General features: G+C 75.1%; 25 protein-coding genes. 10 read left to right on the top strand and 15 right to left on the bottom strand.

Annotated elements, in window-relative coordinates; translation table 11 throughout:
- The first annotated feature begins 59 nt into the window (after window positions 1-59).
- A complete protein-coding gene (locus KGD84_RS15225; RefSeq protein WP_220561010.1) occupies window positions 60-815 on the top strand; it encodes a DUF899 family protein in 756 nt (251 codons plus the stop codon).
- 75 nt (window positions 816-890) lie between these two features.
- Here the strand turns inward: KGD84_RS15225 and KGD84_RS15220 are convergent, their stop codons facing one another.
- The 7 genes from KGD84_RS15220 to gdhA all read right to left on the bottom strand — a co-directional run bounded on the left by KGD84_RS15220 (window position 891) and on the right by gdhA (window position 7,954).
- A complete protein-coding gene (locus tag KGD84_RS15220) occupies window positions 891-1,418 on the bottom strand; it encodes a DUF1062 domain-containing protein (RefSeq protein WP_220561009.1) in 528 nt (175 codons plus the stop codon).
- A gap of 250 nt (window positions 1,419-1,668) precedes the next feature.
- Window positions 1,669-2,538 (bottom strand): GNAT family N-acetyltransferase, encoded by an 870-nt coding sequence (locus KGD84_RS15215; RefSeq protein ID WP_255646569.1) that lies wholly within the window; start codon window positions 2,536-2,538, stop codon window positions 1,669-1,671.
- A 100-nt stretch (window positions 2,539-2,638) separates the two neighbouring features.
- A complete protein-coding gene (locus KGD84_RS15210) occupies window positions 2,639-3,835 on the bottom strand; it encodes an erythromycin esterase family protein (protein ID WP_220561008.1) in 1,197 nt (398 codons plus the stop codon).
- Window positions 3,836-3,934: 99 nt separating this feature from the next.
- Window positions 3,935-4,690, bottom strand: coding sequence for a MerR family transcriptional regulator (locus KGD84_RS15205; protein ID WP_220561007.1), 756 nt, complete (start codon window positions 4,688-4,690; stop codon window positions 3,935-3,937).
- 17 nt (window positions 4,691-4,707) lie between these two features.
- Complete coding sequence (locus tag KGD84_RS15200) at window positions 4,708-5,598, bottom strand: DUF2268 domain-containing putative Zn-dependent protease (RefSeq protein ID WP_220561006.1); 891 nt, start codon at window positions 5,596-5,598, stop codon at window positions 4,708-4,710.
- A 64-nt stretch (window positions 5,599-5,662) separates the two neighbouring features.
- Window positions 5,663-6,169, bottom strand: a complete 507-nt coding sequence (locus KGD84_RS15195; RefSeq protein WP_220561004.1) for a DinB family protein — start codon at window positions 6,167-6,169, stop codon at window positions 5,663-5,665.
- A gap of 411 nt (window positions 6,170-6,580) precedes the next feature.
- On the bottom strand, window positions 6,581-7,954 hold the full coding sequence (gene gdhA / locus KGD84_RS15190) for an NADP-specific glutamate dehydrogenase (protein ID WP_220561003.1): 1,374 nt from the start codon (window positions 7,952-7,954) through the stop codon (window positions 6,581-6,583).
- A gap of 232 nt (window positions 7,955-8,186) precedes the next feature.
- Between gdhA and KGD84_RS15185 the strand changes: the two genes are divergently transcribed.
- On the top strand, window positions 8,187-8,906 hold the full coding sequence (locus KGD84_RS15185) for a GNAT family N-acetyltransferase (RefSeq protein ID WP_220561002.1): 720 nt from the start codon (window positions 8,187-8,189) through the stop codon (window positions 8,904-8,906).
- Window positions 8,903-10,015, top strand: a complete 1,113-nt coding sequence (locus KGD84_RS15180) for a Gfo/Idh/MocA family protein (RefSeq protein ID WP_255646568.1) — start codon at window positions 8,903-8,905, stop codon at window positions 10,013-10,015. Before KGD84_RS15185 ends, KGD84_RS15180 begins: the two co-directional genes overlap by 4 nt.
- A gap of 133 nt (window positions 10,016-10,148) precedes the next feature.
- Here the strand turns inward: KGD84_RS15180 and KGD84_RS15175 are convergent, their stop codons facing one another.
- Window positions 10,149-10,526, bottom strand: coding sequence for a hypothetical protein (locus tag KGD84_RS15175; RefSeq protein ID WP_220561001.1), 378 nt, complete (start codon window positions 10,524-10,526; stop codon window positions 10,149-10,151).
- Between the two features lie 100 nt (window positions 10,527-10,626).
- On the opposite strand from KGD84_RS15175, the gene KGD84_RS15170 reads away from it, so the two are divergent.
- Window positions 10,627-11,415: a phosphotransferase gene (locus KGD84_RS15170; RefSeq protein WP_338151216.1), complete on the top strand. Its 789-nt coding sequence runs from the start codon at window positions 10,627-10,629 to the stop codon at window positions 11,413-11,415.
- Between the two features lie 13 nt (window positions 11,416-11,428).
- On the opposite strand, the gene KGD84_RS15165 is transcribed toward KGD84_RS15170, so the two are convergent.
- Window positions 11,429-11,992, bottom strand: coding sequence for a helix-turn-helix domain-containing protein (locus KGD84_RS15165; RefSeq protein ID WP_220560999.1), 564 nt, complete (start codon window positions 11,990-11,992; stop codon window positions 11,429-11,431).
- 41 nt (window positions 11,993-12,033) lie between these two features.
- On the opposite strand from KGD84_RS15165, the gene KGD84_RS15160 reads away from it, so the two are divergent.
- Window positions 12,034-12,558, top strand: coding sequence for a GNAT family N-acetyltransferase (locus tag KGD84_RS15160; protein ID WP_220560998.1), 525 nt, complete (start codon window positions 12,034-12,036; stop codon window positions 12,556-12,558).
- A gap of 98 nt (window positions 12,559-12,656) precedes the next feature.
- On the top strand, window positions 12,657-13,622 hold the full coding sequence (locus KGD84_RS15155; RefSeq protein WP_220560997.1) for an EamA family transporter: 966 nt from the start codon (window positions 12,657-12,659) through the stop codon (window positions 13,620-13,622).
- A 19-nt stretch (window positions 13,623-13,641) separates the two neighbouring features.
- Here the strand turns inward: KGD84_RS15155 and KGD84_RS15150 are convergent, their stop codons facing one another.
- A complete protein-coding gene (locus KGD84_RS15150; RefSeq protein WP_220560995.1) occupies window positions 13,642-14,043 on the bottom strand; it encodes a DUF2784 domain-containing protein in 402 nt (133 codons plus the stop codon).
- Between the two features lie 130 nt (window positions 14,044-14,173).
- Here KGD84_RS15150 and KGD84_RS15145 point away from each other — a divergent pair, with 130 nt between their 5' ends.
- The gene (locus KGD84_RS15145; protein WP_220560994.1) at window positions 14,174-15,007 is read left to right on the top strand and encodes an SDR family oxidoreductase; all 834 of its coding nucleotides are present in this window, start codon (window positions 14,174-14,176) and stop codon (window positions 15,005-15,007) included.
- A gap of 7 nt (window positions 15,008-15,014) precedes the next feature.
- Here KGD84_RS15145 and KGD84_RS15140 read toward each other — a convergent pair whose 3' ends face one another.
- Window positions 15,015-15,443, bottom strand: a complete 429-nt coding sequence (locus KGD84_RS15140) for an HIT family protein (RefSeq protein WP_255646567.1) — start codon at window positions 15,441-15,443, stop codon at window positions 15,015-15,017.
- A 175-nt stretch (window positions 15,444-15,618) separates the two neighbouring features.
- On the opposite strand from KGD84_RS15140, the gene KGD84_RS15135 reads away from it, so the two are divergent.
- The 3 genes from KGD84_RS15135 to KGD84_RS15125 all read left to right on the top strand — a co-directional run bounded on the left by KGD84_RS15135 (window position 15,619) and on the right by KGD84_RS15125 (window position 18,651).
- Window positions 15,619-16,623, top strand: coding sequence for a DUF2804 domain-containing protein (locus KGD84_RS15135; RefSeq protein WP_220560993.1), 1,005 nt, complete (start codon window positions 15,619-15,621; stop codon window positions 16,621-16,623).
- Between the two features lie 358 nt (window positions 16,624-16,981).
- Window positions 16,982-18,538, top strand: a complete 1,557-nt coding sequence (locus tag KGD84_RS15130; RefSeq protein WP_220560992.1) for a sodium-dependent transporter — start codon at window positions 16,982-16,984, stop codon at window positions 18,536-18,538.
- Window positions 18,538-18,651, top strand: coding sequence for a methionine/alanine import family NSS transporter small subunit (locus tag KGD84_RS15125; RefSeq protein WP_220560991.1), 114 nt, complete (start codon window positions 18,538-18,540; stop codon window positions 18,649-18,651). Before KGD84_RS15130 ends, KGD84_RS15125 begins: the two co-directional genes overlap by 1 nt.
- Window positions 18,652-18,744: 93 nt before the next feature.
- Here KGD84_RS15125 and KGD84_RS15120 read toward each other — a convergent pair whose 3' ends face one another.
- The 4 genes from KGD84_RS15120 to KGD84_RS15105 form a co-directional block, all read right to left on the bottom strand.
- Complete coding sequence (locus KGD84_RS15120) at window positions 18,745-19,290, bottom strand: type 1 glutamine amidotransferase domain-containing protein (protein WP_220560990.1); 546 nt, start codon at window positions 19,288-19,290, stop codon at window positions 18,745-18,747.
- A gap of 99 nt (window positions 19,291-19,389) precedes the next feature.
- On the bottom strand, window positions 19,390-20,223 hold the full coding sequence (locus KGD84_RS15115) for an SDR family oxidoreductase (protein WP_220560989.1): 834 nt from the start codon (window positions 20,221-20,223) through the stop codon (window positions 19,390-19,392).
- Window positions 20,224-20,325: 102 nt separating this feature from the next.
- Complete coding sequence (locus KGD84_RS15110; RefSeq protein ID WP_220560988.1) at window positions 20,326-21,036, bottom strand: hypothetical protein; 711 nt, start codon at window positions 21,034-21,036, stop codon at window positions 20,326-20,328.
- 49 nt (window positions 21,037-21,085) lie between these two features.
- Window positions 21,086-21,700, bottom strand: a complete 615-nt coding sequence (locus KGD84_RS15105) for a helix-turn-helix domain-containing protein (protein ID WP_220560987.1) — start codon at window positions 21,698-21,700, stop codon at window positions 21,086-21,088.
- Between the last annotated feature and the right edge of the window lie 130 nt (window positions 21,701-21,830).

Raw genomic sequence — 21,830 nt, 5'->3', positions numbered from 1 at the left:
CGGCCCGGGTAGGGGTCAGTCGTAGTGACCGATCCGGCACCGGACACCCGGAGGACACCATGACGACCACCAACGACGGCCCGGACACCACCGCGCTCCCCGGCCGCCCGCCCGTCGTCGACCAGGCCACCTGGCAGGCCGCCCGCGACGAGCTCCTCCTCCGCGAGAAGGCCCACACCCGCGAGGGCGACGCCATCGCCGCCGCCCGCCGCCGCCTGCCCATGGTGGAGTTCGACGGGACCGTCGAAGTCGCGGGCGCCGACGGCCCCGTCCCGTTCACGGACCTGTTCCAGGGACGCGACGAACTCGTGGTCTACAGGCACATGTGGAACGACGGGGAGCCCCACCAGGGCCAGTGCTACGGCTGCACCACCGCGGCCTGGCACCTGCGGGACGCCTCCTACCTCAACGCCCGCGGCGTCTCCCTGGCGTTCGTGACCGAGGGCCGCTGGGAGGAGGTGGAGCCCTTCGTCGGGTTCATGGGCTACACCCAGCCCTGGTACTCGGTGCGCGGCCTGCCCGAACCCGTCGGCGGCGAGATGGGCTACCTCGTCTGCTACCTGCGCGAGGGCGAGCGCACGTTCCTCACCTACTCCACCACCGGCCGCGGCTGCGAGCGGGTCAACGCCTCCATGGGCCTGCTCGACATGACGCCCTACGGCCGAGGCGAGGCGTGGGAGGACAAGCCCGAGGGCTGGCCCGAGGGCGGGGACTCCTGCTGGACCTGGTTCACCGACGCCGACGGCAACCCCACCTGGGGGCCGACCGGCCGCCCCACCCCGCAGTGGACCCGCCCCGGGGCGACCCGGCTGTAGGCCCCGCGGCCGCACCGGGCCGCCCGACGGGGGCCGGTCGGGGCGGGGCACGGCGCCCCGCCCCGACCGCACGGGCTACAGCAGCAGGAACGAGAAGTCCTGCGCCGTCCTGCGCTTCAGCGGGAAGTCCGCCTTGACACGGCGGGCGACCTCGCCGCGACTGATGCCCAGGGCCTGGGCGATGAGCCGTTCGGGGCGGACCGGCACGGGGTCCTCGAAGGACACCTCGACCCGGACGGGCCACGGGTCCTCGGGGGCCGGGGGCGCGTCGAGCTCCCAGCAGCCCTCCCAGTCGAGCGCGAACCGGTTGCGCCGGGCGGTCGACGGGTCGAGCAGGACCCGGGCGACGAGGTCCGCCGAGTTGGCGGTGTACCCGGCGAGCAGGTCCGCGGGCAGCGAGCGGACCGGGACGCGCTCATGGACGATGAGCTTGCCGGTCCGGTCGCAGCCGACGCAGTTGACCAGCAGCCAGACGTGGAGCAGTTTGCCGTTGGCGTTGACGCGGAACCGGCCGTCCTTGGTGGTGGCGCGCTCACAGGAGCAGTCCACGCAGGTGAGGACGGGCAGGGGCAGGCGGGTGCGCCGCACGGCCCAGGGCAGCACGGAAAAAGTAGGTGAGGACAAACCTGATCTCTCTCAAGACCTGACGGAGTGCACGGGAAAGAGAGCCGACGGTGTCCGTCGGCGTCCGATGCGCGAAAAAGCGTCAGGGTCAGAGAGCAGGGGGCGTCATGCGCGCGTTGTCCTCACGTAGGCGAACAGGGCGGGAACACGCTAGGGCCCCGCCGCCCGCCGGGGCAACACGTTTATCCGACCGCCGCCGGCCGGCGGGAGGCGCCGGGGCGCGGACCCTTCAGGAGAACGCGTACACGGTGAAGTCGGCCAGCGGGACGTACCCGATCCGCCGGTACAGGGCCGTGCTGGTGGGGTTGCCCGGGTCGGCGAACAGCACCACGTCCGTCGCGCCCGCCGCCAGCGCGGCCCGGCTCACCTCCACCGTGACGGCGCCCGCGTAACCGCGCCCGCGCAGGTGCGCCGGGGTGGAGACGGGGTCCACGCGCACCATGCCCGCGACCATCGGGGTCGTGCCCGCCATGGAGGCCGGCGTACCGTCCGGGGTCTCCCAGAAGGTGAAGCCCTTGTCGCCGAAGCGGGTGTCCGCCCAGTTCCCGGCGTCGATGGCGTCGATGGAGGTCTGCTCGCCGACGTCGACGCAGAAGTCCCGGCACCAGCGCACGACCCGCTCGCGGTCCCCCGGGCCCGCGACGCGCGCCCGCCCCGCCGGGACCGGTCCCGGCGCGGTCAGGACGCCCAGCCGGTGGAGGCGCACGCACCAATCCTCAGGGGTGGCCGCCGCGCCCGTGCGCCGCTGCCACGCCCGGGCGAAGGCGGCGGCGGTGTCCCGGTCCGCGAGGACGCCGGGCAGGGACCTGCCCAGGCCGGAAAGGCGGGCGGCGAGGGCGTCGGCCCGCCCGGGGGACACGGCGGAGAGGTACAGGCGGCGGCCCCCGAGGCGGTAGAAGAAGGCGCCGACCCCGTCCCCGTCCTCCCACCACCCGAACTCGGCCGGGTCGGCGCCCGGCGGGCCCGCTCCGCCGGCGCGCGCCTTCTCCAGCGCCGTCAGCGGTGTGGTGTGCAGGGCCGGGCGCGAGCGCAGGAAGCCCCCGGCCCGGTCGAGGAAGACGTCGATGTCGTCGGTGAGGTGCCAGCCGTCCGGATGCATGCGCGCCATCCTCCCGGAGGGCCGCCCCCAACGCCAGACGGTGCCCGCGCGAACCCGCGGTCCGTGCCCGGCACCGCACAAGGGCCTCCGGGAGCAGGCGCTAGGCGGTCCCCCGGGCGAAGGCGAGACCGTCCAGGCCGGGCAGGTGGGCCGGGTCCAGCGGCGCGTAGCCGAACCACGGGGACACCCGGGCGGCGGGCTCCGCGCCGGCGAGGGCGGTAGCCAGCCCGGCGGGGTCGACGACACAGCGCTCGCCCGGGAGCGCGTACAGCATGCCCTCCACGGTGTCCGGGGGCGGGGCGCCCACCCCCCGGTCGCCGATGGCGCCCACGGCGGTGGCCCAGAACGCGTACTCCTCCCCCAGCCGGGTGCCCGCCAGCGCGCCCGCGCTCCACCAGCGCACCGGCCCCTGCCACAGGGTCATGGTGCTCTCCTGCCGCTGGAAGTGGCTGTTGTGCCCGCTCGCCAGCACGGGTCCGCGTTCGGCGAGGGCGAGCAGCTCGGCGGCCATCATGGCGTCCCGCACGCCCAGCAGCCGCCCCATGCGCCCCGGCGAGGTGTCGGCCATCCAGTGGTGGTAGCGCAGCAGGCCCAGGGCGGTGCGCCCGTCCTGGCGCGCCCGCTCCCACTCCTCCCGGGAGGAGGACGCGACCAGGCGCGGCGCCTGTTCGTCGAGCAGCGCCACCAGGTCGTCGGCGATCAGCCGCAGCCGGACGGCCTCGGCGGAGCGCCCCACCGACCGGGCCGGGTCCATCATGGCCTCGGGGTCGGTCCATCGGCCGTCGTCGCCGAGCAGGCGGTCGAGCGTGTCGGCGGTGCACGGGAGCAGGTCGGCGCCGACCCGGGCGGCGAGGTGGCCGTGGAGCCCGGTGAGGGCCCGCCGGGGGCTGTCGGCGGCGGTGATCTCCAGCGGTCCGTCGAACCCGGCGAAGCGGACCCGTTCGGACGCGGGCCGCCCCTCGTTGTAGGCGCGCATCCAGCGCACCAGGTCGCGGTTGCCCGGGAAAGCGCCCCACCCGTGGCCGAACCCCTCCTCCACGGCCCGGTCGAGGGTGCCCGTGCCGGAGGTGACGTACCCGTCCACGATCCGCCCCTTCAGGCAGTCGCTCTCCAGCGCGATCGTCCGGTACCCCGCCTGCTCGACGAGGATGCGGAAGAGGTCGTTGCGCAGCCGGAGCAGGGCGTCCTGCCCGTGGGCGGGCTCGCCCAGGGCGAGCAGCCGGGGCCGGGCGGGGAGCAGGTCCAGGACGGCGTCCGCCTCGACGGGGCGTGCGGCCGGTGCGATGTCGATAGCCATGCCCTCAACGCTATCTTTGAAAACCCGGGTGAGACTTTCCGCGGAGAACCCCGGGGCCTGGGACAAGAACCCTCAAAGCCGCTGGTACCCCCAGGTGTCCTACATGCGGGTGCGGGCGTACAGCCGCAGCGCCTCGCGCACGAACTCCGCGCCCTCCCGGTCCCCGTAGGTCCGGGCGAACGCCGGGTCCTCCACGTAGGTGTCGGCCAGGCACGTCACCATCGCGATCGACCGCTCCCTGTCGCCCGCGTGGACCGGGGTGCCCGGGATCGCCAGCCACTCCACGTGCCGGGCCGCCAGCTCCTGCGCCCGGTCGGAGTCCGGGGCGGCGCCCTCCCGCGAGGCGGCCGCCCAGTCGGCGACCAGCGCCTCCGTCGCGCGCTTCCACTCCCGCTGCTCGCGCACGCTCTTGTCGTGCCACCACTCGTTGCCCGCCCGGAACGCCTCCTCGCCCCAGCGCTCCACGACCCCGTCCCGGTAGCGGTCGTTGAACCCCTCGAACATCACGTCCGGGCAGGGGTCCACCCCCTCCTCCCGCGCCCGGAGGGTGTGCCGCACCTCCCGGATGTACCGGTCGATCCGTTCGCGCTCCTGCTCCAGGGCGGCGATGTGCGCCCGCAGCCCCTCGGCCTCGTCGACCTCCTCGGCCAGCACCCGGCCGATGTCGGCCAGGCCCATCCCCGTGCGGCGCAGCAGCAGGATCCGCTGCAGGCGGGCGACCTGCTCGGGACCGTAGTGGCGCAGGCCCCCCGGCCCCGTCCGGGAGGGGGACAGCAGCCCGACCTCGTCGTAGTGGCGCAGGGTGCGGCTGCTGACGTCCGCCCGCGCCGCCAGCTCCCCGATCGTCCACTCCACCGCCGTCCCCCTTCCCGTCACCGGCCCAGCCGGGCCAGTGCGGTGTCGATGACCTCCGCGTGGTCGTCGCGCAGCGCCTGGGCCGCGGTGCGCCCGGTCGCCGCCAGGTAGGCGTCGACCAGCCGGTTCCCGGCCGCGTACCCCGCCCCGGCGGGCAGCCCCACCGGGGCGGTGCCGAAGCGCCTGGCGCTCTCGTCGCCGTGCACCCAGGCCGTGAAGTTCTCCATACCGGTCACCCCCAGCCCCGAAACCACCTTGTCGAACACCGCCTCGTCGCGCAGGTGCGGCACGGCGATGCGGGTGCGGCCCAGGTCGTCGCCGTACAGCTCCCGGGCGAAGGCGTCGGCCAGCCCCTCGCCCACCACGTGCTCGCCGACCGTGACGGTCGCCGGGTCCCACACCACCCCGCCCGGGGCGTAGCGCAGGTTGTGGTGCAGCTCGTGCACGGCGGTGGTCTCCAACCGCTCCAGGTTCTCCGGGAACGGCCACAGCGTGATGGTGATGTAGCCCCAGATGCCGCCGAACCCGGCCACGCCCAGCACGGTGTCCGTGAAGTGGGCGTCGCCCGGGTCGCCCAGGGTGAGCAGCACCGTGACGTCGTGCGGCTCCAGCCCCGGCACGGCCTCGGCCAGCCGGGCCGCGCCGCGCTCCATGGCGGCCCCGATCCGGTTCCACGCGTCGGCGCGCGCCAGGTCCTCCAGCGCCGCCAGGCACCGCTCCTCGTCGCGGTCCAGCGGAAAGCCCATGCCCCGCAGGTGCACGTCCACCAGGTCGACCTCCACGGGCGCGAAACGGTACATGCCCCGCACGGGTTCGAGCATCTCCGCCAGCAGTCCCAGGCGGTCCTCGGCCGGGGCGCGCAGCACGCGCTCCATGCCGGTACGGGTGTCCACAACAGTGATCTCCATGGCCCCGACGCTAGGGGTTGACGCTGCGTCAACCGCAAACCGGGGAACCGCGGCCCCGCTCCGGTCAAAAGCCGGTCGCGCCGTCCACCCGCTCGCGCAGCAGGTCGGCGTGGCCGTTGTGGCGGGAGTACTCCGAGACCATGTGCATCAGGATCCAGCGGTGGGAGACGGTGTTCCCCCGCCACTCCCTCCGGGCCAGGGCGTCCAGCGGCAGCGACGCCGACACCTCGCGGGAGCGCTCCACCCCGGCCCGCCACAGCGCGAACGCCTCCCGCACCGGCGCGGTGTCCGCGCCGAGGAAGTCGCCGTCGGGGTCCTGCGGGGACTTGACCGGGTTGGGCGTGTCCTCTCCCATCAGGTGGCGCTGGAACCACGTGAACTCCACGTGCGCTAGGTGCCGCACCAGTCCCAGCAGGGACATCTGCGAGGGCGGCACGGAGCGCTCGCGCAGCCCCGCCTCGTCCAGGTCGGCGCACTTGAGGGCCAGGGTCTCGCGGTGCCAGTCCAGCCACTGGGTCAACATGGTGCGCTCGTCGGCCACGAACCGCGGGAACACACGGGGATCGCTCATGGCCGCGACCCTAGGGGCGCCCCGCAACGGCGGTCAACGGCAAATACCGCCCGCCCCGGCACCGGCCCTGAAGGCGGGGGAGGCCGGGAGCGCCGCCTTCTCCGGTGTTCCGATGACACCGCCCCGCCCGGGTGGGGCCCTCCGCCACCGGCGTCCGCACCGGCCCCGGAGACGCGGAAGGCTAGGAGCTCCGCCCCCGTGCTCCGGCGACACCGCCCCGGCCCGGCGGACACCTTCACCTCCGGGGCGTCCTGCGGGACGCGGCCGCCGGCCGGGGCGGGCGGTGCGGCGGCAGGGCGCCGCCACCGCACCGGACCCGGCCGGCCACGGCCCGTCCTCCGAACGCCCTCCCGCGCCGCCCGGGGCGCCGGGCACGAACCGCACCGGGGCGGAGGCGCGCGAGAACACCGGCTAGACGAGCCCCTGGGCGAGCATGGCGTCGGCCACCCGCTCGAACCCGGCCGCGTTGGCCCCCAGCACGTAGTCGCCCGGGGCACCGTGGCGCTCGGCCGCCTCCTCGCAGCGGTCGTGGACGTCGGCCATGATGCGGGCCAGCTCCGCCTCGGTGTACTCGAACGACCACGACTCGCGGCGGGCGTTCTGGCGCATCTCCAGCACACTGGTGGCCACCCCGCCCGCGTTGGCCGCCTTGCCCGGGGCGAACAGCACCCCGGCCTCGCGCAGCACCCGCACCGCCTCGGGGGTGGTGGGCATGTTCGCGCCCTCCGCGACCGCCGCCACCTCGTTGCGCACCAGGGCGCGGGCGTCCTCGGCGTCCAGCTCGTTCTGGGTGGCACACGGGAGCGCCACCGTGCACGGCACCTCCCACACACTGCCGCCCGCCACGTACCGGGCGGCGCCGCCGCGCCGGGCGGGGTAGTCGGCGACCCGGCCCCGCTCCACCTCCTTGATCTGCTTGAGCAGGTCCAGGTCCAGGCCCTTCTCGTCCAGGACGTAGCCGCCCGAGTCGGAGCAGGCCACCACCACGGCCCCCAGCTGCTGCGCCTTCTCCGCCGCGTACAGGGCGACGTTGCCCGACCCCGACACCACCACGCGGACGCCCTCCAGGGACCGGCCCCGGCGCTCCAGCATCCGCTGGGCGAACAGCACCGCCCCGTACCCGGTGGCCTCGGTGCGCACCCGCGAGCCGCCCCACTCCAGGCCCTTGCCGGTGAGCACCCCCGCCTCCCAGCGGTTGGCCAGGCGCCGGTACTGGCCGAACAGGTAGCCGATCTCGCGGCCGCCCACCCCGATGTCCCCGGCGGGCACGTCGGTGTGCTCGCCCAGGTGGCGGAAGAGCTCGGTCATGAACGACTGGCAGAACCGCTCGACCTCGGCGTCCGAGCGCCCCTTGGGGTCGAAGTCGGAGCCGCCCTTGCCGCCGCCGATGCTCATCCCCGTCAGCGCGTTCTTGAAGATCTGCTCGAAGCCCAGGAACTTCACCACGCCCAGGTCCACGCTCGGGTGGAAGCGCAGGCCGCCCTTGTAGGGGCCCAGCGCGCCGTTGAACTCCACCCGGAAGCCCCGGTTGACGTGCACACGGCCGCGGTCGTCGCGCCAGGGCACACGGAACACGATCTGGCGCTCGGGCTCGCACAGGCGCTCCAGGATCCCGGCCTCGACGTACTCGGGGTGCTGGACCAGCACCGGGGAGAGGGTCTCCAGGACCTCCAGCACGGCCTGGCGGAACTCCGGCTGGTCGGGGTCGCGGCGCACCACCCGCTCGTAGGCGGCCCGAACGGCGGGGTGGTGGTCGGCCAGGCCGGTGACGTGGACGTCGGACATGCGCAACGCGGTCCTCTCGATGGCGGCACCCCGACGCCGGGCGGGGCGACCGCGACATGACGGGGTCGTGGCTGTTTCGGTGGCGTGCCATCGACGTTACACACGCTCCCACCGGCACCCCCGCCCCCGGGGTACCCCACGGCCGACCGGCCGGGACGGTCCCCCCGGTGTGGTCGAATGGCAGACACCAGCCCCAGGGGCCCCACCGGCCCCGCCCTGCGCGAGGAAACCGATGCCGAACCCGCCCGCCGCACCCCTGCCCGACCTCGTCCGCCGCTGGCAACGGGGCTGGGGGACGGCGCGCTCCCTGCCCGAGCCGGCCGAGGCCGACGGGGCGCTGCGCGTGCACTTCGGGTTCGCGCACCGCCACGACGAGTACATCCTGCTCGACGCCGACGGCGCCCCCGACACCATCGCCGCGGCCGCCGAGCGCGTCCTGGCCTCGGAGCACACCGACTGGCTGACCGTGCCCACCGCCGCGCCCGACAAGACCGCGCTGCTGCTGGAGGAGGCCGGCCTGGCGGTCGACCCGGGCACCGAGACCCTCATGACCGCGGACCTGGACGAACACCCGTCCCTGGACCCGCCCCGCCCCTACCGCGTCACCGTCGGCAGGGCCCGCGCGGTGATCCGGGTACGGGTCTCCACCGCCCAGGGCGAGGAGGCCGCCACCGGGGTCATGGGCATCTCGGCCGACGACGCCGTCGCCGACTCCATCACCACCGAACCCGACCACCGCCGCCGCGGCCTGGGCGCGGCCGTGATGTCGGCCCTGGCCGGGCACGCCCGCCGCGCGGGCGCCGTCCACGGCCTGCTGGTCGCCTCCCCGCAGGGGCGCCACCTGTACACCTCCCTGGGCTGGACGCCCCGCGCCACCGTCCTCATCGCCCGCACCCCGCCCGGAAAACCCCGTGCGCCCGGCCCCGGCCCCGCACCATCATGGGCGCCATGACAGACCCTCTCCGCCCCGGAACAGCCGCCCCCTCCCCCGCGCGGGAACCGTCCGCGCGACCCGTGCGGATGGGGGTGGTCGGCCTCGGGCAGGGGCTCCACCTGGCCCGCTGGGCCCGCAGGGTCGGCATCGACGTGGTGGCCGGGTGCGACACCGACCCCGCCGCCCGCGAACGGGCCCGCGCCCACCTGCCCGGCGTCCCGCTGGGCGGGCACTGGCGCGACCTGCTCGACGCCGACCTGGACGGGGTGCTCCTGGCCGACGACTTCGACACCCACGCCGCACCCGCCCTGGCCTTCCTCGAACGCGGCGTCCACGTCCTGTCGGAGACCGCCGCCTGCACCGACGCCGAACAGGGGCGCGCCCTGGTCGAGGCCGCCGACAGGTCCCAGGCCACCTACTCCTTCGCCGAGAACTACGTCCTGCACCCGCACGTGCGGGTCCTGCGCCGGCTGGCCGACGAGGGCGCCCTGGGCCGGATCTCCCTCATCGAGGCCGACTACCTGCACGGCATGTCACCGGAGGCCGTCCGCGCCCTCACCGGCGACCCCGCGCACTGGCGCGGCCGCATCCCCTCCACCGCCTACTGCACGCACTCGCTGTCGCCGATCCTGGCCGTCACCGGGGCGTGGCCGGTGGAGGTCACCGCGTTCCCCGTCGACACCGCCGACCCGCGCCGGGCCGCCGTGATGGCGGTGCGCCTGTCCACCGGCGCCCTGGCCCTGACCCGCAACGGCTTCCTCCAGGGCGAGTCCGACGCCCACTGGAGCCGGATGTCGGTGCACGGCACCCAGGCCGCCGCCGAATCGGTCCGGGCCGCCGGGGAGCGCGCCTGGTCGGTGCGGGTACGCCGCGAGGGCTGGACCCGCGACGACGGCACGGCCCACGAGGAGGAGCTCACAGCACCGCCGGTGCTGCTGGACGGCGCCCCCCTCGCCCGGGGGGAGGAGGGCACGGTGCTGATCCTGCGGGGGTTCCGCGACACGGTCGCACACGGCACCCCGCCCCCGGTCGGGGTGCGCGAGGCGGTGGCCGCCTCCCTGGTCGGGGTGGCCGGCGCCCGCTCGCTGGCCGAGGGGTCGCGGCCGGTCCCCGTACCGCTGCCCTGACCCCGCCCGGCCGACGGCCCCGGCCTCCGCCCCGCCCGCGGGCAGGACGGAGACCGAAACAGGGCGAACGCCGCACCGCCCCGGCGGGACGGCCGCCCGCCCACGGGCGGCGGGCCCGGCCGGAGGCGGGGGATCACCGGCGCCGCGGCGCCCCGCGCAGCCGGGAGCGCACTCGCTCGGCCCGTTCGTCCGCGGCCCCGTCGCCCCTGGCCGAGCGCCGCCCCATCTTGTACAGGACCTCGGTCGCCAACGGCACGTCGGGGGCCTTGGCCCAGCGGGCGCGCCGGTTGCGTTCGACGCGCTCCTGCACGTCGGCGCCCGCGTCCAGGTCGGCGGTGGTGCGCCCACCGGACAGGGCCATGGCCTCCGCGCGCCGGTTGCGGCGCGAGACCCGGCTCTTGGCGCGGGGGACGCCCTTGCGCGAGGCCTTGTCGTTCTCGCCGTACCAGTTGCGGCGGTCACGGGTGTAGGACAGCAGCTTCTCCTCCTGCGGAGAGCGGCGGCGGGCCATGGGCCCTCCCTTCGTTCGCCATCTGCCACCGATCCTGTCCCCCGCCCCGGCCCCGGCGCCACCGGTTTTCCCGCCGCCGGACCCGTGCGAGGCTGGACCCGTGAACGACCCCCTCCCCCTGCCCGGCGGCATGATGAACACCGTCACCCGCCGCGGCGACCGGGTGCTGCGCACCGCCCCCGCCACCGCCGCCGCCCTGCACCCCCACGTGCGCGCCCTGCCCGGAGCCGGGTTCGACGGCGCGCCCCGCCCGCTGGCGCTGGGCCCCGACGGCCGGGAGGAGCTGGGCTTCGTCGAGGGCGAGGTGGCCCTGCCCCCGTTCCCCGCCTGGATCGCCGACGACGCGGTCCTGGCCTCGGCCGCCCGCCTGCTGCGCCGCTACCACGACGCGGCCGCCCGCGTCCCCGTGGACACCGCCGCGCCCTGGCCCGCCGACCTGGCCGACCCGCACGGCGGACCGCTGCTGTGCCACAACGACCCGTGCGTGGAGAACCTCGTGTTCCGCGGGCGCAGGGCGGCCGCCCTCATCGACTTCGACCTGGCCGCCCCGGGCCGTCCGCTGTGGGACGTGGCCGCCCTGGCGTACTACATGGGGCCCACCCTGCCCCCCGAGGCCGCGGCCGGGACGGTCTGGGAGGGCCTGGACACCGCCCGCCGCCTGCGCGTGATCGCCGACGCCTACGGCCTGGCCGGCGCCGACCGGACCCTGCTGCCGCGGACGGTGGAGGAGTACCTGGAGGTGGCCCGGGCGTTCGTGGCCGGGCGGATCGCCGCGGGCGACGCGGCGTTCGTCCGCGCCCACGCCGCTTCCGGCGGCTGGGAGCGCTGGGACCGGCGCCGCGACCGGCTCGCCGACCAGCGCCCCCGCCTGGTCCGGGCGCTGGCCTGAGGCCGGCCCCCGGTCAGGGGGTGCGGCGGGTGACCGCCACCAGGTAGCGGCACCCGCCCCGCCCGGGGTTGTGGAACTCGCAGGGGGCCGCCGAGCCCAGCCGCAGGCAGTCGCCCTCCCCCAACCCGTGCACGGTCTCCCCCTCGGTGAACTCCAGGAACCCCTCCAGGACCCAGATCTGGTGGTGGGTGAAGGCGTAGGCCTCGGCGGGGAAGGCCACCCGCGCCCCCGGCGGCAGGTGCACCTCCACCAGCTCCAGGCGCCCGCCCGAGGCGGGCGAGACGGCCCGGCGGGTGTAGCCGGTGTCGGGGTCGGTCCACACCGGCTGGTCGGCGCGCCGGACCAGCCGGCGCTCGCCGCGCTCGGCGTCGGCGATCAGCTCCGACAGGGTGATGCCCAGGGCCGCCGACAGCCGCCCCAGCAGGGAGGCGGTGGGCTGGACGTCGCCGTTCTCGATCCGGCTGATCATGGTCCGGGAGACCCCGGACAGGTCGGCCAGGGCGGCGCCGGTCAGGCCCCGGTCCGAGCGCAGGCGCTGGAGGGTGGTGGCGAGGGCCACAGAGAGGTCATCGCTCATGGCGTTCACTATAGTGAACACATTCGTTTAGCATCCTCACTATGAACGCGATGCCCGCCCTCCACACCGTCCGTGACGCCACCCCGGCCGACGCCGCCGCCTGCGCCGACATCTACGCGCCCTACGTCACCGACACCGCCATCACCTTCGAACTGGAACCCCCCACCACCCGGGAGATGGCCGCCCGCATCGCCACCGCCCAGGACCGCCACGCCTGGCTCGTCCTGGAGGACGCCGACGGCACCCTGCTGGGCTACGCCTACGGCGGCACCTTCCGCACCCGCGCCGCCTACGACCGCTGCTGCGAGGTCAGCGTCTACCTCCGCCGCGGCCTGCGCCGCACCGGCGCCGGGCGCACCCTGTACTCGGCGCTGCTGCCCCGCCTGGCCGAACGCGGCATGACCCGCGCCATCGCCTGCATGACCCTGCCCAACGACGCCAGCCTGGGCCTGCACCGCGCCCTGGGGTTCACCGACGTCGGCGTCATGCACCGGGTCGGCCGCAAGCACGACGCCTGGCACGACGTCGCCTGGGCCGAACTCGACCTCACCGCACCGAACGCCTGACCGACCACCCCCACCGGCCGCCCCGGCGACACGGGCCGCTCCCACCGCCCTCTATCCTCGAAAGATCCCACCTTTTCCGCGCCGCCCCGGGAGAGCCCGTGCCCCCAGCACCCGCCCGCCACCGCCCCACCGGCCTGGCCTTCGCCCTCGCCTCGGCCCTGGCGTTCGGCGGCTCGGGCGTCTTCGCCCGCCCCCTCCTGGACGCCGGCCTGGACCCGGTCCACGTCACCTGGCTGCGCCTGGCCGGGGCCGCCCTCCTGCTGCTGCCCGTCGCCGTGCGCCACCGCCGCCTGCTGACCCGCCGCCCCCTGCTCATCCTCGCCTACGGCGTGTTCCCCATGGCCGGGGTCCAGGCCCTGTACTTCGCCGCGATCGCCCGCATCCCCGTCGGCATCGCCCTGCTCATCGAATTCCTCGGCCCCGTCCTGGTCCTGGTCTGGCTGCGCCTGGTACGCCGCACCAAGGTCCCCCCGGCCGCCGTCGTCGGCGTGATCATGGCCGTCACCGGCCTGGTCCTGCTGCTGGAGGTCTGGGCGGGCATGCGCCTGGACGCCGTGGGCGTCGGCCTGGCCCTGGGCGCGGCCGCCGCCCAGGCCGCCTACTTCCTGCTGTCGGACCGCACCGGCCAGGACGCCGACCCCCTGGCCGTCATCGCCTTCGGCTCCCTCACCGCCACCGTCCTGCTGCTGCCCCTGGCCCGCCCCTGGTCCATGGACTGGGAACTGCTCGCCACCACCACCGCCCTGGGCCCGCTGCCGCTGCCCGGCTGGTCCCTGGCCCTGTGGCTGGGCCTGGTCTCCACCGTGATCGCCTACTTCACCGGCATCGCCGCCGTACGCCTGCTGTCCCCGCAGATCGCCGGAGGCGTCGCCTACCTGGAGGTCGTCACCGCCATCGTGCTCGCCTGGATCCTGCTCGGCGAGGCCCTGGCACCCGTGCAGATCCTCGGGGCGGCCGTCATCGTCGCCGGGGCCTTCATCGCCCAGACCGCAGTCCCGGGCACCCCCGAACCCCCCGCCCCCGCGGAGCCCGCCGACCCCGACCGGCCCGCCGCCCTGGCCTGAACAGCCGGGCCGGCAGCCCTCAGCCGCCCCCGCCCACCGCGAACGGCTCCCGCCCCCGGGCCGCACGGCGCCGCGCCAGCCACCAGGCCCCCGCCCACGAGCAGGCGACCACCGCCGCGATCACCACCCGCGACGTCATCAGGTGCTCGCGCGGGTACAGGGTCCCGGTCAGGTAGAAGTCGATGAACCCCGACTCCATCACCGCCCGCCCGGTCGCCGCCCGCGACCAGTTCTCGATCTCGGTCAGAAAACACGGCCAGTCCACGATGACGATCCCCAGCGCGTAGGCGGCCACCCCCAGGTGGACCCAGAACAGGCGCGGACGCCACCAGGCGGCGAAACCGCCCAGGACGACACAGGCGAAGAACACGAAGTGCAGGGCCGCGGCGGCGTACCCGGCCGCGAGGACGAGGGAGGTCATGCCCCGAAGCTACGCAGCGGCAGGCCTCCCGCCATCCGCACGCGTACTCACCCCGCCTGAGCACCCGTACTCATCCGCACCCGCGCGCCCGCCCTCCCGGCCCGGCCGCACCCCGGTACCGTGTGCGTCCATGACCACCGCACCCTCCCTCCTCGTCCTGGGCGCCAGCGGCCACCTGGGCGGCGAGGTCGCCCGCCGGGCCCTGGCCGCCGGCCATCAGGTGAGCGCCACCTCCACCACCGGCGCCCCCGCCGCCCCGGGCATCGCCTGGCACGCCCTGGACCTGCGCGATCGCGACGCCGTCACCGACCTGGTCCGGCGGGTGCGCCCCGAAGCCGTCGTCAACACCGCCTACCGGCAGGGCGACTGGGCCGTCACCGCCGACGGCGCCGCCCACGCCGCCCTGGCCGCCGCCGCGGCCGGCGCCCGCCTGGTCCACGTCTCCAGCGACGCCGTGTTCTCCGGCACCGCCCCCGCCTACCCCGAGACCGCCCTCCCCGACCCCGTCAACCCCTACGGGGCCGCCAAGGCCGCCGCCGAGACCGCCGTCAAAGCCCTGCACCCCGACGCGGTCATCGCCCGCACCTCGCTGATCATCGGCGGCAACGGCTCCGCCCACGAACAGTTCGTCCACCACCTGGCCGCGGGCGGCCCCGGAGCCCTGTTCACCGACGACGTCCGCTGCCCCGTCCACGTCGGCGACCTGGCCGACGCCCTGGTGGAACTGGCCGCCTCCGACCGCGCCGGCGTCCACCACCTGGCCGGACCCGACGCGCTCAGCCGCCACGACCTGGGCGTGCTCATCGCCCGCCGCGACGGCCTGGACCCCGACCGGCTGCCCCGCGGCCGCCGCGCCGCCTCCGGTCCGCCCGGCCCGCTGGACGTGCGCCTGGACTGCGCCGCCACCCGCGCCGTGCTGCGCACACGGCTGCGCGGGGCCCGCGCCTTCCTGGCCCCGCGCTGACCCACCCTCACTCCCGGGGCACCAGGGCGCGCAGCCGGGCCGCCTGCCCGTCCAGCACCGCCCGGTCGGCCTCCTCCCACACCGCGTGGATCGAGAAGGGGTCCCCCGCGAACCGGGGGAAGACGTGCAGGTGCACATGGAAGACCTCCTGCCCGGCCGCCTCACCGTCGGCCAGGAACAGGTTCACCCCCTCGCACCGCACCGCGCCGCCGCGCAGGGCCGTCCCCACCCGGCGGGCCACGCTCCACAACCGCGCCCCGACCGCGTCGTCCAGTCCACCCAGCCCCACCACATGGGCGCGCGGCACCACCAGCACGTGCCCCGGCGTCACCGGGTACAGGTCCATGAACGCCACCACCAGGTCGTCCTCGTAGACGGGGCTGGCCGGCAGCCGGCCGGCCGCGATACCGCAGAACAGGCACTCCTCGTCCGTCAAAGGAACCTCCCCAGGGCCGAAGACCCGCGGCGGGGCGCCGCGGCACCACCACCGTCGCACGCACCCGCCGCCGGGCACCACGCCTTTTCGGCTCCGCCGCACCGCACCACCCGCCCGGCGCCACGGGCCCCACGGCTCCTACCGCCCGCGGCCGGCGCCGCCTATGCTGCCGGTCATGCCAACGCACGAGCGGGAGATCACCGCCCCCGTCGACCTGTGCACACCCCGGGGCCGCCTCGACCCCCGGGCCGTGGGCTGGTCCCGCACCCCACTGCACACCACCGCCCTGCCCCGCGGCCGCGGACGCCGCAAGAAATGGGAGTACTGGTGCGTCCTGACCCCCACGCACCTGGTCGCCCTCACCGTCGCCGACCTCGACTACCTGTCGCTCACCTCCGTCTACCTGCTGGAATACGGGGGAGTGGAGACCGGCCGCAGCCACCTGGGCCCGCTCGGGCACGGGGTGCGCCTGCCCGACACCCTCAACGCCGGACCCACCACCGCCCTGGGACCGGTCCGCGCTCGCATCACCCCCGGACCCGACGGCGACCGCCTGCGCTTCGCCTGCGACACCCCCCGGGGCCGCCTGCACGCCGACCTCACCGTCGGCCTGCCAGAGGGGCACGAGACCATGAACGTGGTCATCCCCTGGAGCCCCACCCGCTTCCAGTACACCTCCAAGCACACCGCCCGCCCCGCCCACGGCACCGTCCGCCTGGGCGAGCGCACCCTGGACTTCTCCGGCGGCTGGGGCGTCCTGGACCACGGCCGCGGCATCTGGCCCTACGACACCCTCTGGAACTGGGGCGCCGCCGCCGGGGTCACCGACTCCCACACCGTGGGCCTGCAACTGGGCGGCCGGTGGACCCGGGGCACCGGCCTGACCGAGAACGCCCTGTGCGTGGACGGCCGCCTGACCAAGGTCGGCGAGGAACTCCAGTGGGACTACGACCCCGACGACGACTCCTCGCCCTGGTGGATCCGCTCCCCCTCCGGGCGGATCGACCTGGTGTTCACCCCCTTCCACCGACGCCTGGACCGCACCGACGCCGGGGTCCTGGTCAACGACACCCGCCAGTGCTTCGGCCACTACACCGGCACCGTCCGCACCGACGACGGCACCGAGATCTCCGTGGACGGCCTCACCGGCTTCGCCGAACACGTGCACATGCGCTGGTGAAACCCCGCGCCGCTCCGGGCGCACCGCCCCCGGCCGGGCTACCGTCGGCGGTGTGAACGACCCGTGGACCCTCCCCCGCGCGAACGCCCGCGGCACCGCCGTGCCGCGGGCACCGGACCGCCGCGGGCACCGGCCGGGGCACCCCCCGGCCGGCACCCGAACGTGAGCACACCTGAACACCGCCCGTAAGGAACGCTCACCCCCTGCGGCACAGGCGATCCAGGTGTGGACGATCGAGCGCCGACCCCCCGCAAAGGCAAGACGAACAGCCGACAACCGGTCCTGGAACATGCCGTTTCGTCCAAATCCTGCTAGCGTGCGGGACGCGCAACGACAGGCACGATGAGGAGACCTGACCATGGCCCAACAGACTCGCGAGCAGTGGGGGACGCGCGCGGGCTTCCTGATGGCGGCGATCGGATCCGCCGTCGGGCTCGGGAACATCTGGCGATTCCCCTACATCGCCTACGAGAACGGCGGCGGGGCGTTCATGGTGCCCTACCTCGTCGCCCTGCTCACCGCCGGCATCCCGCTGCTCATCCTCGAGTACTCGATCGGCCACAGGTACCGGTCCTCGGCACCCCTGTCCTACCGGCGGATCTCCCGGCCCACCGAGGCCATCGGCTGGTGGCAGGTGGCCATCTGCTTCGTCATCGCGATCTACTACGGCGCGATCATCGCCTGGAGCTCCTCCTACGTCTGGTTCTCCATCACCGGCGCCTGGGGCGAGGACCCCAACGCGTTCTTCTTCGGCGACTACCTCCAGATGAGCGAGGCCCCCGGCGGGATCACCGGCTACGTGCCCGCCGTTGCCTGGCCGCTCATCGCCGTGTGGATCGTCGTCCTGGCCATCCTGGCCCTGGGCGTGCGCAACGGCATCGAGAAGGCCAACAAGGTCTTCATCCCGCTGCTCGTGGTCCTGTTCCTCATCCTGGTCGTGCAGGCCCTCACCCTGGACGGCGCCACCACCGGCCTGAACGCCCTGTTCACCCCCGACTGGAGCGCCATGGCCGACGGCAGCGTGTGGGTGGCGGCCTACGGACAGATCTTCTTCTCGCTGTCCATCGGCTTCGGCATCATGGTCACCTACGCCTCCTACCTCAAGCGCAAGGCCGACCTGACGGGCTCGGCCATGGTCGCCGGCTTCGCCAACAGCTCCTTCGAGCTGCTGGCCGGCATCGGCGTGTTCGCCGCCCTGGGCTTCATGGCCACCGCCGCGGGCACCGCGGTGGACGAGGTCGCCACCTCCGGCATCGGCCTGGCCTTCATCGCCTTCCCGCAGATCATCTCCACCCTGCCCTTCGGCGGGGCGCTGTTCGGCGTGCTGTTCTTCGCGTCGCTGGTCATCGCCGGACTCACCTCGCTGATCAGCATCGTCGAGGTCGTCGTCTCCGCCGTCCAGGACCGCGTCGGCCTGGGCCGCCTCCAGGCGGTCCTGATCGTCGGCGGCCTGATCGCCCTGGTGTCGATCCTGATCTTCCCGACCCACCAGGGCCTGCACTACCTGGACGTCTTCGACCACTTCATCAACCAGTACGGCATCGTCCTGGCCGCCCTGGTGATGCTCATCGTGTTCGGATGGGTCCTGCGCCGCCTGCCGGCCTTCCAGGAGCACGCCAACAGCGTGTCCTCCATCCGCCTGGGCCGCTGGTGGCGCATCACCCTGGCCGTGGTCACCCCGGTCCTGCTCGGCTTCATGATGTGGGACGCGCTGCGCACCGAACTGACGGAGAACTACGCCGGGTACCCGACCGGGTTCCTGCTCACCGCCGGGTGGGGCGTGGCCATCGGCGCCATCGTCGTCGGCGCCGTCATCGCCCTGGTGCCCTGGAAGCGCGCCGACCAGATGGCCGCCCACGACCGCGAACGCACCGAGGGGACCGGACAGGTCCACGACAAGGAGGAGGGCCACTGATGTCGGCCAGCGCGATCACCATGATGGTCATCTCCATGGCACTGCTGTGGGGCGGCCTGATCACCGCCATCGTCCACCTGCGCCGCCACCCCGAGGTCTCCGACCAGGACTGACCCGCACACGGCGCACACGGGGGCGGGGCCCGCACCGGGCCCCGCCCCCGCACCTTCCCCCCGCCCGGGCACCCCCTCCCCGGGCCCGGACCCTCAGGCCCGGGACAGCTCCCGCACGATCCGCTCGCAGAACGCGGGCAGGTCGTCCGGATTGCGGCTGGTGGTGATCCCGCCGTCGGTGACCACCTCCTCCTCCACCACGTTCCCCCCGGCGTTGCGCACATCGGTGCGGATGCTCGGATACGACGTGAGCGTGCGCCCGCGCACCAGGTCGGCCTCCACCAGCGTCCACGGACCGTGGCAGATCGCCGCGATCGGCCTGCCCGTCGCCGCGAACTCGCGCACGAACCGCACCGCGTCGGCGTCGGCCCGCAGGTTGTCGGGATTGACGGTGCCGCCCGGCAGCACCAGGCCGTCGTAGTCCTGTACCGACGCCTCGGCCACCCGCCGGTCCACAGCGAACCGGTCGGCCGGCTCGATGTCCCCGTTCATCGCCTGGATCTCGCCGTCCTTCAACGAGAGCAGCTCGGTGACGGCCCCGGCCTCCTCCAGCGCCCGGCGCGGCCGCTCCAGCTCGACCTGCTCCACACCGTCCGCGGCCAGGAACGCCACCCGCCGCCCGCTGAGCACGTCCGCCATGGTCCTCTCCCCCTTCGCTCATCGGATCGGGCCGCACACCGCGCGGCACCGTGGTCACCGCCTACCCGCCCGGCGGGGTCCCTCACACCCCTGGGCGCCTCAGCCCTTGCGCCAGGTCGCGTCCTCCAGGGCCCCCGCGGCCTGCGGCCCCATCAGGGACAGCCCCCCGTCCACGAACAGCGACGCCCCCGTCACATAGGACGACCCGGGCCCGGCCAGGAACGCCACCGCCTCGGCCACCTCGTCGGCGTGCCCCGGCCGCGGCAGCGGGTACCCGGCGCGCGAGTCCAGCCGCGGCTCCTCCTCGTGCTGCCCGGTCATGGGCGTGGCGATCTCCCCCGGAGCCACCGCGTTCGCGGTGATGCCGTACAGGCCCAGCTCCAGGGCCAGGACCCGGGTGAGCATCCGCAGCCCGCCCTTGGCCACGCAGTACGCCCCCGCCGTCACCCGCGGGTACTCCTCGTGGACGCTGGTGATGTTGACGATGCGCCCGCCCCGGCCCGCGTCGCGCATGTGCTCCGCGGCGATCCTCGCGCACAGGAAGGGCCCGTCCAGATCCACCGACAGGACCTCGCGCCAGCGCTCGTAGCCGGTGTCCAGCAGGTGCTCGCCCGAACCGGTGCCCGCGTTGTTCACCAGGACGCCCACCCCGCCCAGCTCCCCGACCAGGTCGGCGACGGCCTCCGAGCCCCGCACCGGGTCGGCCAGGTCGTGCCTGCGCACCGCCACCCGCCGTCCGATCCGGCGCACCTCCTCCTCGGTGCGCCGCACCCCCTCCTCGTCGCTGTGGTAGGTGACGCCGACGTCGAAGCCGTCCCGGGCCAGGCGGACCGCACTCGCCCTGCCGATACCGCTGTCGGCACCCGTCACCACGGCCACTCGGTCGTAGTCGTCGAACGCGCTCGCCCCCGCGATGCGGTCGTCCCGTGCCATGTCTCCCCCTCACCTGCGCCGGTGCACACGTTCACGGGGGCGGCTACCCGGCCCCGGCCCGCGCCACACCCCGGCCCGCCGCACGCCGGCACCGCCGGGGGTTCAGCCCACCGCGTCGCGGCGGCCGCTCCAGGCCGCCCCGGGCACCCGCTCCAGCAGATCCACCAGGGCCCGGGCGCGCTCCGCCGCCCGCCCCGGGTCCAGCGCCCCCGCCTGCCAGGTCAGCACATGGGTCCGGGAGAACCGGAACGGCACCGGCACCGCGCCGCCCCCCAGCAGGTGGGCGCGCACCCCCTCGTCCAGGACACGGCGGGCGAAGTCCCCGTCGGCCGCCCAGACCGCGAAGGCCCCGTCGAAGGCGGCATCGCCCACCCGCACCTCGCGCACCCCCGCGGCCGACGGCCCCGGGCCGCCCTCCCCCCGGGCCCGCACCTCCAGCACCGGGACCGGGCCGGGCGGGGCCGCCGCCACGACGGTGTGCACGTGACCGGTGGTGGCGCTGTCGCGGCCCTGCCCGCGGGTGGCGGTGTAGGAGTACTCATAGGCCATCACCCGGTACCCGCCCACCCGGGCGCACAGCACGTGGCGGGCGCGGGCGTTGGAGCGGACCTCCACGAAGGGGTCCCCCTCGAACCGGTCGACCAGCTCCGGGCGCTCGCGGTCGTAACTCCAGCCGTGGTCGCGCGCCCACCCGGCCAGCCGCTCGCGGTGCCTGCGCTCGGGCACGGCCCCCGCCACCCGGGAGGCGACGGCGGCGACGGCCAGCAGGACCACCGCCCCCAGGACGAGGACCTCCACGACGACGGTGCCCATCGGGGCCTCCCCTTTTCCGGCCAACGGCTCTCGAGGGGTCGGACGCACCTCACCGCCCCCGCGGTTCCCCCTCGTCCTCACGGCGCCCCTCGGTGGGGCGCACCCGCACGTGGGCGCGCTCGCCCTGGGGCCCGAACAGGCCCAGATAGGAGACCGGCCCCGGGCCGGGGTTGAGGAACCCGTGCGGGATGCGGGTGTCGAACTCGGCGACCTCCCCCTGCTTGAGGACCATGTCGTGCGGCCCCAGCAGCAGCCGCAGCCGCCCCTCCAGCACGTACAGCCAGTCGTGGCCCTCGTGGCTGCGCTGGTCGGCCTCCACGTGCCCGCGGGGCGGGGGGATGGTGATGCGGAACGCCTGGATGCCCCCGGGGGTCCGCGAGAGCGGCAGGTACTCGACGCCGTCGCGGGTGAACGGGCGCAGCCGCACCCGCGGGTCGGCGGTGTCGGCGCCCACCAGCTCGTCCAGCGGCACCCCGTGCACCCGGGCCAGCGGCAGCAGCAGCTCCAGGGTGGGGCGGCGCCGCCCCGACTCCAGGCGCGACAGGGTGCTCACCGAGATCCCGGTGGTCTCCGACAGGCCGGCCAGGGTGATGCCGCGGTCGCGGCGCAGCTCGCGCAGCCGCGGCCCCACCGCCGCCAGCACCGGGTCGAGTTCGTCGTCCATGGGCGTCAATCTGCCACAGGCGGGACCGCCGGAGAAGGAAGGGCCCCACTGGGGGCCGCAAGGGGGTTGGACCGGATCCCAGTGGGGGTATGTAAGGGGTTACATCATACCCCCATCGAAGGGAGTTTCG

It is taken from the genome of Nocardiopsis changdeensis, from assembly GCF_018316655.1.
GTDB lineage: Bacteria > Actinomycetota > Actinomycetes > Streptosporangiales > Streptosporangiaceae > Nocardiopsis > Nocardiopsis changdeensis.
Note: the sequence above shows the minus strand (reverse complement) of the source record. Positions and strands in the feature narration are given on the sequence as shown.